At 69.2% G+C, this 10,774-nt stretch carries 12 protein-coding genes; 10 read left to right on the plus strand and 2 right to left on the minus strand.

The annotated features are described in order from the left end of the window. Positions 1-13: 13 nt before the first annotated feature. Positions 14-457: a helix-turn-helix domain-containing protein gene (locus ACE3T2_RS20730; RefSeq protein WP_374660923.1), complete on the minus strand. Its 444-nt coding sequence runs from the start codon at positions 455-457 to the stop codon at positions 14-16. A 148-nt stretch (positions 458-605) separates the two neighbouring features. Between ACE3T2_RS20730 and ACE3T2_RS20735 the strand changes: the two genes are divergently transcribed. Further along, the gene (locus ACE3T2_RS20735; protein ID WP_374660925.1) at positions 606-950 is read left to right on the plus strand and encodes an MFS transporter permease; all 345 of its coding nucleotides are present in this window, start codon (positions 606-608) and stop codon (positions 948-950) included. Beyond that, on the plus strand, positions 950-1,201 hold the full coding sequence (locus ACE3T2_RS20740) for a GDCCVxC domain-containing (seleno)protein (protein ID WP_374660927.1): 252 nt from the start codon (positions 950-952) through the stop codon (positions 1,199-1,201). Before ACE3T2_RS20735 ends, ACE3T2_RS20740 begins: the two co-directional genes overlap by 1 nt. Positions 1,202-1,466: 265 nt before the next feature. Here the strand turns inward: ACE3T2_RS20740 and ACE3T2_RS20745 are convergent, their stop codons facing one another. Then, complete coding sequence (locus ACE3T2_RS20745; protein WP_374660943.1) at positions 1,467-2,627, minus strand: IS110 family transposase; 1,161 nt, start codon at positions 2,625-2,627, stop codon at positions 1,467-1,469. Positions 2,628-2,951: 324 nt separating this feature from the next. Here ACE3T2_RS20745 and ACE3T2_RS20750 point away from each other — a divergent pair, with 324 nt between their 5' ends. The 8 genes from ACE3T2_RS20750 to ACE3T2_RS20785 all read left to right on the plus strand — a co-directional run. Then, positions 2,952-4,886 (plus strand): ParB/RepB/Spo0J family partition protein, encoded by a 1,935-nt coding sequence (locus tag ACE3T2_RS20750; RefSeq protein WP_374660929.1) that lies wholly within the window; start codon positions 2,952-2,954, stop codon positions 4,884-4,886. 583 nt (positions 4,887-5,469) lie between these two features. Continuing rightward, positions 5,470-5,781, plus strand: a complete 312-nt coding sequence (locus ACE3T2_RS20755; protein ID WP_374660931.1) for a DUF736 domain-containing protein — start codon at positions 5,470-5,472, stop codon at positions 5,779-5,781. Between the two features lie 69 nt (positions 5,782-5,850). Then, a complete protein-coding gene (locus tag ACE3T2_RS20760; RefSeq protein WP_374660933.1) occupies positions 5,851-6,765 on the plus strand; it encodes an ArdC family protein in 915 nt (304 codons plus the stop codon). Between the two features lie 171 nt (positions 6,766-6,936). Then, positions 6,937-7,209, plus strand: a complete 273-nt coding sequence (locus ACE3T2_RS20765) for a helix-turn-helix transcriptional regulator (protein WP_374660935.1) — start codon at positions 6,937-6,939, stop codon at positions 7,207-7,209. Next, positions 7,209-7,748 carry a S26 family signal peptidase gene (locus ACE3T2_RS20770; protein ID WP_374660945.1) on the plus strand — a complete coding sequence of 180 codons (540 nt, stop codon included), beginning with the start codon at positions 7,209-7,211 and terminating at the stop codon, positions 7,746-7,748. The genes ACE3T2_RS20765 and ACE3T2_RS20770 overlap by 1 nt, the downstream gene beginning before the upstream one ends. After that, positions 7,741-8,307: a lytic transglycosylase domain-containing protein gene (locus ACE3T2_RS20775; protein ID WP_374660937.1), complete on the plus strand. Its 567-nt coding sequence runs from the start codon at positions 7,741-7,743 to the stop codon at positions 8,305-8,307. The genes ACE3T2_RS20770 and ACE3T2_RS20775 overlap by 8 nt, the downstream gene beginning before the upstream one ends. A gap of 214 nt (positions 8,308-8,521) precedes the next feature. After that, positions 8,522-10,225, plus strand: a complete 1,704-nt coding sequence (locus ACE3T2_RS20780) for a relaxase/mobilization nuclease domain-containing protein (RefSeq protein WP_374660939.1) — start codon at positions 8,522-8,524, stop codon at positions 10,223-10,225. Positions 10,226-10,236: 11 nt separating this feature from the next. Next, positions 10,237-10,774 (plus strand): type IV secretory system conjugative DNA transfer family protein (locus ACE3T2_RS20785; RefSeq protein WP_374660941.1); only part of this gene is annotated, 538 nt, incomplete at its 3' end.

Here is a 10,774-nt window from a genome sequence, read left to right on the forward strand (position 1 = left end):
GCTCCTTGCAGCCTCACATGGGGATTTTAGTGTCAAGGCTGTCCGGCGACGGCCCATGTTCTGCATAGAGGGATTGGATCAACGGACAGCCTGGGTCCTGCCCCGCGTCGCAGGCCCGAACGGAGTCAGCCAGGACCCGCTCCATGCGCTTCAAGTCGGCGATCCGCGCTCGGACGTCTGTCAGGTGCGAAGCAGCGAGGGTTCTCACCTCGGCGCAAGAGGCTTGTCCTCCACCGGCAAGGCCCAGGAGGGCGCGCACCTCGTCTAGCGTAAAGCCCAGCTCGCGGGCCCGGCGTACGAAGCCGAGGCGGCCTACGTCTTCGCCGCCATAGCTGCGGTAGCGGCCGCGCCGCGGCGGAGCCGGCATCAGGCCGATCCGCTCGTAGTAGCGGATTGTCTCGATGTTGCACCCCGTGCGGCGTGAGAGTTCGCCGATCTGGATCGCCTGTTCAGCCATGGTCTGCAGCTCACGATTAGGGCTTGAGTCTGTAGTCGCTACAGATGGCATCATTTTCGGCGTTGGACCAGGAGGCGACCCTATGACTGCAACCAGCGGGCTTCGAGCCCGACCAGACGGACAGGGTCGGACGCCCGCCGAGACTGCCTTGAGCTGGGCGGCCGTCGCGGCTGGGGCCGGGGCGGTCTTCGCCTGGGCTGCGTGCTGTGTCCTGCCGATGTCGCTGGCCTTGGCCGGACTTGGCCTGGGCGGCCTGAGCTGGGTCGCCGGTCAGCGTACCTGGCTAACGCTCGCGGCGCTCGGCGTGATTGGCATGGGCTGGGTGCTGACCTGGCGCCGCGTCCGGATGTGCCGGCTCGACAGCGCCTGCGCTGCGCCATCGCGGCTCGGGATCGGCCTGCTCGGCGCGGCCACGGTGCTCGTCCTCCTCGCCCTCATCTGGCAGCCGATCATCGAGCCCTGGGCTCTGGCGCTGATCCGGAGCGCCCGCTGATGGACGCCGCGCAGATCCAGGCCCGCTCCACGCTCACCTGCCCGCACTGCGGCCACAAGGCGACCGAGACCATGCCGACCGACGCCTGCCAGTATTTCTACGACTGCCAGGGTTGTGGAACCGTCCTCAAGCCCAAGGCGGGCGACTGCTGCGTCTACTGCTCCTACGGCGACGTGCCCTGTCCGCCGATCCAGGAAGCGCACGCCATTGGCGAGTCGGCCGCCTGCTGTGGGGCGGGCGGAGCTGGATAGGCGCGGCCGCGCAGCCGGCGCTGATCTTTTCCGCCGGTATCCGAGTCTGAGCCCGCTCGTCCGACCGGGCCATCAAGGCCAGATCAACCTCACATTCGGTGGCCGCAGGATGCGACCGAACCAACTTCCCGCATTCGATGACGTTGGGGCTCAGGAGGACGGGACCATTCTTCATCTGCGGCTGGTTGAAGGCCACGGCTGCAATCGGTCCGCCCGCCTGGATCCGTCAGGACTGATCAGGCCCTGGGGATAGGGTTAAGTGGGCTCAGGCGGCCTGCATGACGGCCCCCTCGATCACCACGCCGCTGGTGACATACTTCCAGAAGGCCACCAGGAGTTTCCGCGCCAGGGCGACGATGGTGGTCTTGCGCATCCGGCCGCCGTTTCGCTGCACCCGCTCGAAGAACCATTGGCTGAGCGCCGAGCCGGGCTGATGCCGTGTCCAGAGCCAGGCCACCTGGATCATCGTCGTCCTCAGGCGCGGGTTCCCAGCCTTGGACACGCCCTGCTCGTGATCGATTGACCCGCTCTTCCAGGGGGTCGGCGCCAGTCCGGCGTAGGCCGCTACCTGCCTTCGATTGTCGAAATGGCGGTAGAGCGCCTCCGACCAGAGGATGGCGGCGATCTGCGAGCCGATGCCCTTCAACTGCGCCAACATCACCGCTGGCGTCGGGGTGGTGTCAGCCAACGGCTCAAGAAGCGCGTCGCGTTCGGCCTCGACGATCTTGAGTTGCTCCATCAGCAGCTCGATCCGATCGAGTTCGCGGCTGATCTGCGCCTTCAGTCGGGTCGGCAGTTCGCGTCCGTCTCCGGTTCGCAGGGCGCCCAGCTGCGCTCGCCGGCTCTTCAGCAGCGGGTCATAGTCGAAGATTCCCTGGGCGCAGAGCAGGCCCTTGATCCGGTTAGTGTGCTCGATCCGCTCGGCCAAAAGCGTCTTCCGTTCACGGCAGACACGCCTGCGGTCCTCCTCATCGGGCGTCGGCGGCCGGACCATGGAACACACGCGCGGCTCTCCCCGCTTGTACGCCAAGATCGTCCGCACCAGGGTTTCACCGTCGATCCGATCGGTCTTCGCCTGGCGCCGGCGACGAGAGGTGAGGATCGACGCCGCATCGACGACATGGCTCTCGATGCCCTCGCCCATGAGAACCCGATGGATCCAGAATCCATCTAGGCCAGCTTCCTGAATGGTGATGATCGGGAACAACCGATCCATGCGAGCGGCGGCCTTCTGTTGAAGCTGCGCGAACCGCGCCAAAAGGCCACCCACGTCGCCGGCCGAGACCGAATGCTTGGAGAGCTTTTCGCCTGCGCCTGGCGACAGCGAAGTGATCAGCCAAGTTGATCGGCTGAGTTCCAGCGAAACGAAGATCGCCCCGAGATCGGTGCGGATGGCGCTTTGGTCTTGGGGGTGGGCGTCGGGCATCAGGCGGTCTCCAGCAGGTGAATGGTACAGCGACCTCACTCTGCTGGTGGCCGAGCGGAGCGCTACCCCGCCCCATGGGATCTTCATTCTTGTTCCCGCGCGCTCGCGCGGGGGTGGGCTTAGGGCTCCGCCCTCGGCGCGCTTCAACGCCGCTTCCGCCCAGCTTCGGCCCCCTCGCAGGGCGAAACAGGAGCGCAGGGCCGCCAGGGGCACTGCAGCCGGTTCCCCGCGAAGCGGCGTCTCCGCTTGCACACCCGGTCTCGCCGACGGGCAGGGCGCCAGGCGCGCCATGCGCCTGCCACCCTGATCCAAAAGGAGGTCGTGATGACCCAGCAAGACCAAGACCAGATCGTCTCGGGCGCGGAAATCGAAATTCCCCTCAACAGGCTCAAGAAGTCGCCGCGCAATGTGCGCAAGACCCCGCACAGCGCCGAAGCCATCGAGGCGCTGGCCGCCAGCATCGGCGCCAAGAAGATGTTGCAGAAGCCGGTGGTCGAGCCTGAGCGCGACGAGGCGGGCGCGATGACCGGCTTCTGGCTGGTGACCATCGGAGAGGGACGCCGCTTGGCGCTCGAACTGCTGGCGCGCCGAAAGGCCATCAAGAAGACCCATCCTGTTTCCTGCATGATCGAGATCGAACTCGATCCGCAGGAAATCAGCCTCGATGAGAACGTCACCCGCTCCGCCATGCATCCGGCCGATCAGTTCGAGGCGTTCCGCGACCTGCACGAACGCAAGGGCTGGAGCGCCGAGGAGATCGCCGCCCGCTTCGGCGTCGGCGCGCAGCTGGTCCGCCAGCGGCTGCGCCTCGCCAATCTTAGTCCCCGGCTGATCGATCTCTACCGCGCCGAGGACCTTGGCCTTGACCAGCTGATGGCGTTTGCGGTCACCGACGACCACGCGCGGCAGGAACAGGTCTACGAGCAGCTCTCCTACAACCGCTCGGCCGCCTATATCCGCGCGGCCCTCACCACCGCCAAGATCGCAGCCAGCGACCGGCGGGCGCAGTTCGTCGGCGTCGAGGCCTATTGTGAGGCGGGCGGCCCGCTGACCCGCGATCTCTTCACCGACGACCAGGGCGGCTGGCTTGACGACGTGGTCCTGCTCGACGCGTTGGTCATGGAAAAGCTGACCTCGCTCGCCGAAGACCTGCGCGCCGGCGAGGGCTGGAAGTGGGGCGAGGCGCATCTGGACTACCCGACCGGACACGGCTTTGCGCGAGTCTATCCTCATTATGTCGAACGCGGCGAAGCAGACGCAGCGCAGATCGCCGCCCTGTCGGCGGAGTATGACGGACTGGTGGAGCGCTACGCCGAACTGGACGAGTTGCCGCCCGAGACCGAGGCGCGGCTGAGGGAGATCGATGCGGCGTTGGAGGCCTTCGGCGAGGGCTACGCCTACGATGCAGACGAGACCGCTCGCGGCGGTCTCTTCGTCATGCTCGGCCACGATGGTCAGGCGCGGATCGAGCGCGGCTTCATTCGTCCCGAGGATGCTGCGCCTGAACCGGAGGCCGAGGAGGCCGCGCCCGACGATGCGGATGCAGCCGAAGACTCCGACGACGAGGACGGGGCCGCTGGGGCGCATTTGCCCGACCGGCTGGTGGCCGAACTCACCGCCTATCGCACCGCTTCACTACGCGATGTGCTCGCCGAACATCCGGACGTCGCCATGCTGGGGCTTGTCCATGCCCTGGTGCTGCGGACCTTCTTTCCCAGTGCGCAGGCGACCTGCCTGGACCTGCGCTGCGCCTCCCGCAACCTCGATGCGGACGCGACCGGGATCGACGATGGAGCGGCGCAGCGCCGCATCGCCGCGCGGCACGAGGCCTGGGCGCGGCAGATGCCGGACGAACCGGCGTCGGCCTGGGATTTCGTGGTCGGCCTGGACAGCGACAGCCGCGCCAGCCTGCTCGCCCATTGCGTCAGCCTGACCGCCGACGCGGTGCGCGGCTGGCAAGGGCGCGGCGCCGCGCTCGCCCACGCCGATGCGCTGGCGCGGGCGACCGGGCTCTCCATCGGCGGCGACTGGAAACCTGACGCGCGGCGCTATCTCAGTCGCGTGACCAAGGCCCGCATCCTGGAAGCGGTCGCCGAGGCGGCGGGCGGCGAGGCCGCGCAGCGCCTTACCGACCTACGCAAGGGAGACCTCATCGAGGCCGCCGAACCGCTGGTCTTACAGGCCGGTTGGTTGCCGGTCCTGCTGAGACCCTGCCAAGCCTCAGGCGGCGACGAGGCGGCGCAGAACCTCGCCGCCTAGACTACAGACCTGCACGTCGAGCGCCGCCCCTGGACCTTCGGTGCGGCGCATCGGCCGCTTTGCAGGCGCTGTCTTCCCGACTTTAGTCGGCGTCGACCAGCGAGGCGGGGAGGGGCGGCCGGGCGCCCGATCTGCGGCCCGAGCGCGCAGGCGCGCGGCTGGCCATCTTCCGAGCCGCCTGCCGCTCAAGGCCGCCGATGCGTTCGGGGCCAATCTGCAATCCGTCCGCCGGGCCGGCGCCGACGCTGAGGCGCCTCGCGGATCAGACCTTCGCCCGGCGCCTGGCCGACCTCCCGAACCTGGCGAAGGCGCCAAGCGGGGCTCACCGAATGTCTGCGTAGCGCAAGAGCCGCGCGGCGCGGGCCTCGTGGCGTGATCGGGCCGAGGCGTAGCGGCGCCTGCAACGGCTCTGGACGGCTTCTTTCCCCTGCCGCCTGCGGCGTCATTCCTCGCGCTACAAACAAGCCCTCCGTCGCCGTCCTCCGCTGCGCTGCGGGCCGATCGGCTGCAGGCCCCGCCAAGTCCCGGCCTGGGATCGCCATCGAGGTCGCGATCGGCGCGGCCGAACGCACGGAGACATCCCATGGCCACCATCGGCGCATTCGCCAAGTTCGAGGACGGCTCGATCCACGGCGACATCAAGACCCTCACCCTCAATGTCAAAGCGGCCGTGTTCCGGCCCGCCGAGAAGGATAACGACAAGGCCCCCGACTACCGCATCTTCGCCGGCCAGACCGAGTTTGGGGCCGCCTGGAAGAAGACCAGCCGCGAGAACCGCGACTACCTCTCGGTCAAGCTGGACGACCCGAGCTTCGCGTCGCCCATCTACGCCTCCCTGGTCGACGCCGATGACGGCTACGCCCTGATCTGGTCGCGCAGCCGCGCCGCGGACTGAACCTCGCGCCGCCGCCCCGGACGCGCCGGGGCGGCGGCTCTTCCTACAACCTGAACTCTGGAGGCCGCCATGTCGCGCCCCAACCCCGCCGTGCGTCCGAAAGGCCCGCGGCAAGACCTCTACGCCCGCGTCACCGACGCCATCGTCGCCGACCTGCAGCGCGGCGTGCGGCCCTGGACCAAGCCCTGGTCGGCCGACCATATGGCTGGCCGCATCTGCCGCCCCCTGCGCTCGACGGGGGAACCCTATAGCGGGATCAATGTGCTGCTGCTGTGGGCGCAGTCAGTGGCCTGCGGCTACGCTGCGCCGATCTGGATCACGTTTCGCCAAGCGCTTGCCCTTGGCGGCGCCGTGCGACGGGGCGAGAAAGGCTCCACCGTCGTCTACGCCAACCGCGTCTCGCGCACCGAACGGGACGCCAGCGGCGAGGAAGTCGAGTTTCAGTTCCCGTTCCTGAAGGCCTACACGGTGTTCAACGTCGAACAGGTCGAGGGTCTGCCGGCGCACTTCTACGCCCTGGCGCAGCCGCAACTCGATCGGCTGCAGCGGATCGGTCCCGCCGAAGCCTTCTTCGCCGCCTTGCGTGCGGACATCCGGCACGGCGGCGCCATGGCCTATTACGCGGTCGGTAGCGATCACGTGCAACTGCCGCCCTTCGAGGCGTTCGACGATCCCGAAAGCTATTATGCGACCCTGGCGCACGAAATGACGCACTGGACGCGGCATCCGACCCGCCTCGACCGCGACTTCGGCCGCCAGCGGTTCGGGGACGAAGGCTATGCCCGCGAGGAGCTCGTCGCCGAACTCGGAGCGGCTTTCCTCTGCGCGGATCTTGGTCTCGAACTGACGCCGCGAGAGGATCACGCCGCCTATCTTGGTCATTGGCTTGAGGTGCTGAAGGCCCAGCCGCGGTTCCTGTTCACGGCAGCCGCGCATGCCCAGAAGGCCTGCGACTACCTGCACGCGAAACAGCCGCGGAGCTGAGCTTGCGCGCCCCCGCGCCGCCGTTCGGGCGCGGGGGCGTCGCAGCGCATCGGATGTGGGTTTGGGGGCGCATCGCCTTCGCCATCCCGGGTTGATTCGGCGTCGGCGAGGCTTGTCGGACGCCGGGTGATCGTCAGACCGGCGCGACCTCAACCTCTACGGAGCGCCATGATGTCCGACGTCCACGCCCCCCTGCCGCCGCGACTGCTGCGTACGCCTGAAGCGGCCCGTTACCTCGGCCTGTCCGGCCGAACCCTCGAGAAGCATCGCACCTTTGGCACCGGCCCCGCCTACAAGAAAATCGGCGGCCGCGTCGTCTATGCGATGGGCGACCTGCAGGCTTGGGCCGATCGCGGGTCACGCATTTCCACCAACGACCCTGGCGCAGGCCTGGTGCGGCCGGCTAGGCGCCCGAGCGGCGCTTTCGACGGCCCCCGGCCGTGATGCACGCGCGTCAGGCGCGGCGGCCGCGCCGCACGGCGCTCGCCGTGCTTGGCGCGTTCGGCCTCGCAGTCGCACTCGCGCCAGCAGGCCTGCGTGGTCCACCGCGTCTGGTCTGGAACGTCACGGCGAGCGCGCCGGAGGGGCTCTACTGGGTGGACGCCGGCCGCATGCCAGGTGTCGGGGAATGGGCCGCGGTGGCGCCGCCAGCGCACCTTGCCGCCTGGCTCGCGACCCGCGGCTACGCCCCACGCGGCGTGTTGCTGATCAAGCAGGTCGCCGCCGCGCCGCCCCAGCAGGTCTGCCGCCTCGGCGACATCATTCTCGTCGATCAGGTCCAGCTGGCGAGCGCGCTCGCCATCGACCATGCCGGCCGGCCGCTCCCGGCATGGCGCGGCTGCCGGCGGCTCGCGGACGACGAAGTCTTCCTGCTCAACTCGGACACGCGGTCTCTGGACGGCCGATACTTCGGCCCTGTCGCGCGCGTCACGGTGGTCGGCCGCGCAAGGCCGATCGCCGGCGCGAGGCGGCCCGATGCTTAGGGGAACGCTGGCGGCGACGCTGCTGGCGGTGTTGCTGTGCAGCAGGCCAGCCCTCGCGGACGACCACGCCGCGTTCGTGCAGGAAGCTGCCGCGCGGTTCGCGATCCCGGAGCGCTGGATCTGGGCGGTGATGCGCGCCGAGAGCGCCTTCGATACACGGGCGGTGTCGCGCGCGGGCGCCATGGGACTGATGCAGGTGATGCCGCAGACCTATGAGGAGCTGCGCCGACGATATGGCCTCGGCGCCGATCCATTCGCTCCGCGAGACAACATCCTGGCCGGCGCCGCCTACCTGCGCGAGATGCATGATCGGTTCGGTGCGGCGGGCTTTCTCGCCGCCTACAACGCCGGGCCAGCCCGCTACGAGGCCTATCTGGCCGGCAGGCCATTGCCGGCGGAGACCCGCGCCTATGTCGCTGCGATTGCGCCGAAGATCCTGGCGACCGCTGGCTCCAGCTCCGCGCTCCAGGCCCCGCGTCCGACACTATTCGTGGCGCCCGAGACCGCGGCCCGGGGACTCTTCGTCACTCCCGCTGCGGTGGGTGAGGCCAGGCCATGAGCGTCCTTATGATGGGCCTGCAGATGGGGGAGGGGCTGCCTTTTCGAGGGTGGAGGGGATGGCAGGATAAAAGCCGCGATGTGCGGCGGGGTGTGGGACGAAAAATATTCCGTGATTACAAAGGTCAGGCGCGATGTGTGAACGTCAGGCGCAGCCTGCGGAGTTGCTGTATGCCTGGCCTGGCAACCGCCAAGCGCACCTCGCAGGTCGGCCGATGACGCGGGGCGAGGACTTCGAGGTTCGGCCAGGTCGCATCGGTGACCGGCGCAGCCGCGGGCGCCGAACCTTCGTCGGCGAGGCGTTGGCCGCGGCGCAACGGGCCGGCGGGCTCGCCGTCTCCCGATCACCCGCAAGGGGCGCCTTCGGTCGAGGGCGGGCGGCGAGCCTGGCCGCTTCGCGCGGCGTGGATCCGACGCTGCGCCGCGCAGTGGTGAAGGCAAGGGTGGTGCGGGCCGGACGGCGCGGCGGCGGGCTTGGCCTGCATCTGAAGTATCTGCAGCGCGAGGGGGTCGCAAAGGATGACACGCCGGGCGTGATGTTCGATGCGGCGGGCGAGCGAGCCGACGCATCGGCCTTCGCTGAACGGTGCGCCGACGACCGCCACCACTTCCGCTTCATCGTCTCACCAGATGATGGCGAGCAACTCGCCGACCTGCGCGCCTATGCCCGCGACCTGATGGGACAGGCTGAGATGGATCTCGGCACTCGGCTCGACTGGATAGCAATCGACCACTGGAACACCGGCCATCCGCACCTCCACATCCTGGTGCGCGGACGCGCGGACGACGGAAGCGACCTGGTCATCAGCCGCGACTACATCAGCCGCGGTCTGCGGGCGCGCGCCGGCGAGCTGATCCAGATGGAGCTAGGACCCCGCAACGCGCTGGAGGTTTCCGCGCAGCTCGAACGTCAGACCGGCGCCGAGCGCTGGACGGAGCTCGACCGGCGACTGCAGCGACTGGCGGGCGGCCAGGGGATCGCCGACCTGAGGCCCTCCGGCGGCGAGCGGCGCGATGCTCTGCACCAGGCGCTGATTGCGCGGGCGCGCCGGTTGGAGGCGATGGGCCTGGCGCAATCGGCCGGCCGCGGGCGCTGGCGACTGCAGCCCCAGGCGAAAGCCACCCTGGAGGCGCTGGGCCGCGAGGGCGACGTCATCGCCCGGTTGCATGCGGTGATGCGCGGCCAGGACCGCCCAGCCCATCCAGCCGACTTCGCCTTGGCGAGCACTGAGGTGGTCGGGCGTCTGGCGGCTCGCGGCCATGACGATGAATTGGCCGGTACAGCCTTCGCGGTTGTCGAAGGCGTGGACGGCAAACTGCATCACCTCGCCCTGCGCGACCTGGCCGACGCGTCCGATGCCCCGATCGGGGCTGTGGTGGAGCTGCGAGCGCTGGAGAGCGGCCGCCAAGTGCTGAACGTGCGCTCGGACCTGGACCTGGCCGCCCAGATTGAAGCCCCCGGCGCTACATGGCTCGATCGCCGGCTCCTCGACCGCACGGGTCAGCGGGCGGCCGAGCGGGGCTTTGGTCAGGACGTTCGCGCGGCCATGGCGGCGCGGGCTGAGCATCTGGTTGGCGCGGGACTCGCCCGCCGACGCGGGGCGCAGGTGCTCTTCGCCCGCGATCTACTGGCGACCCTTCGCGCTCGCGATCTGCAATCGGCGACCGCGGCCGTGGCCGCCGAGACGGGTAGGCGCGAAGCGCCCGCGTCGGTGGGCGAGCCGGTCGAGGGCGTCTATCGAAGCCGCCTCGACCTGGCTTCGGGGCGCTTCGCGGTCATCGAAGGCGCACTCGGCTTCCAGCTCGTTCCTTGGCGCGCCGATCTCGATGCGCGGCTGGGCCGGCATGTAGCCGGCGTGATGGGCGAGAACGGGCGGGTCGAATGGAGCTTCGCCCGCCGCCCGACCCTGCAGATCTGAGGAGGACTGCGATGTCTGGCACAAAGGTGATGTGGGCCCAGCTGACGGTCGTGCTGTCGCTAGTGCTTGCGGCGATCTGGGCCGCGACCCAGTGGTGCGCCTGGCGCCTTGGGTTCCAGCCGCAGTTGGGCGATCCGCTGGCGGTCCATGCGGGCCTGCCGCTCTATCCGCCTTATGCCTTCTTCTGGTGGTGGTTCGCGTTCGACGCCTATGCGCCGCGGGTGTTCCTGGAAGGCGCCGGGATCATTTCGGCGGGCGCCGCTGCGGCCGTGATCGCCTCGATGCTCATGTCGGTGTGGCGCGCCCGCGAAAGCCGCAACGTCACCACCTATGGCTCGGCGCGCTGGGCCGGGCGGCGGGAGATCGCGCGCGCGGGTCTGCTGGGCGACGCCGGCGTGGTGTTAGGCAAGGTGCGCGAGGGCTATCTGCGCCACGACGGTCCCGAGCACGTGCTGTGCTTTGCGCCGACCCGCAGCGGCAAGGGGGTCGGCCTGGTCGTCCCAACCCTGCTGACCTGGCCAGACTCGCTCATCGTCCACGACATCAAAG

The organism is Phenylobacterium sp. (assembly GCF_041919955.1).
Lineage (GTDB): Bacteria > Pseudomonadota > Alphaproteobacteria > Caulobacterales > Caulobacteraceae > Phenylobacterium.

Excerpts from the sequence above, each read along its gene's own strand:
- ACE3T2_RS20730 (WP_374660923.1), bottom strand. The coding sequence starts at position 457 with ATGGCTGAACAGGCGATCCAGATCGGCGAACTCTCACGCCGCACGGGG.
- ACE3T2_RS20740 (WP_374660927.1), top strand. The coding sequence starts at position 950 with ATGGACGCCGCGCAGATCCAGGCCCGCTCCACGCTCACCTGCCCGCAC.
- ACE3T2_RS20745 (WP_374660943.1), bottom strand. The coding sequence starts at position 2,627 with ATGCCCGACGCCCACCCCCAAGACCAAAGCGCCATCCGCACCGATCTC.
- ACE3T2_RS20750 (WP_374660929.1), top strand. The coding sequence starts at position 2,952 with ATGACCCAGCAAGACCAAGACCAGATCGTCTCGGGCGCGGAAATCGAA.
- ACE3T2_RS20755 (WP_374660931.1), top strand. The coding sequence starts at position 5,470 with ATGGCCACCATCGGCGCATTCGCCAAGTTCGAGGACGGCTCGATCCAC.
- ACE3T2_RS20760 (WP_374660933.1), top strand. The coding sequence starts at position 5,851 with ATGTCGCGCCCCAACCCCGCCGTGCGTCCGAAAGGCCCGCGGCAAGAC.
- ACE3T2_RS20765 (WP_374660935.1), top strand. The coding sequence starts at position 6,937 with ATGTCCGACGTCCACGCCCCCCTGCCGCCGCGACTGCTGCGTACGCCT.
- ACE3T2_RS20770 (WP_374660945.1), top strand. The coding sequence starts at position 7,209 with ATGCACGCGCGTCAGGCGCGGCGGCCGCGCCGCACGGCGCTCGCCGTG.
- ACE3T2_RS20775 (WP_374660937.1), top strand. The coding sequence starts at position 7,741 with ATGCTTAGGGGAACGCTGGCGGCGACGCTGCTGGCGGTGTTGCTGTGC.
- ACE3T2_RS20780 (WP_374660939.1), top strand. The coding sequence starts at position 8,522 with ATGACGCGGGGCGAGGACTTCGAGGTTCGGCCAGGTCGCATCGGTGAC.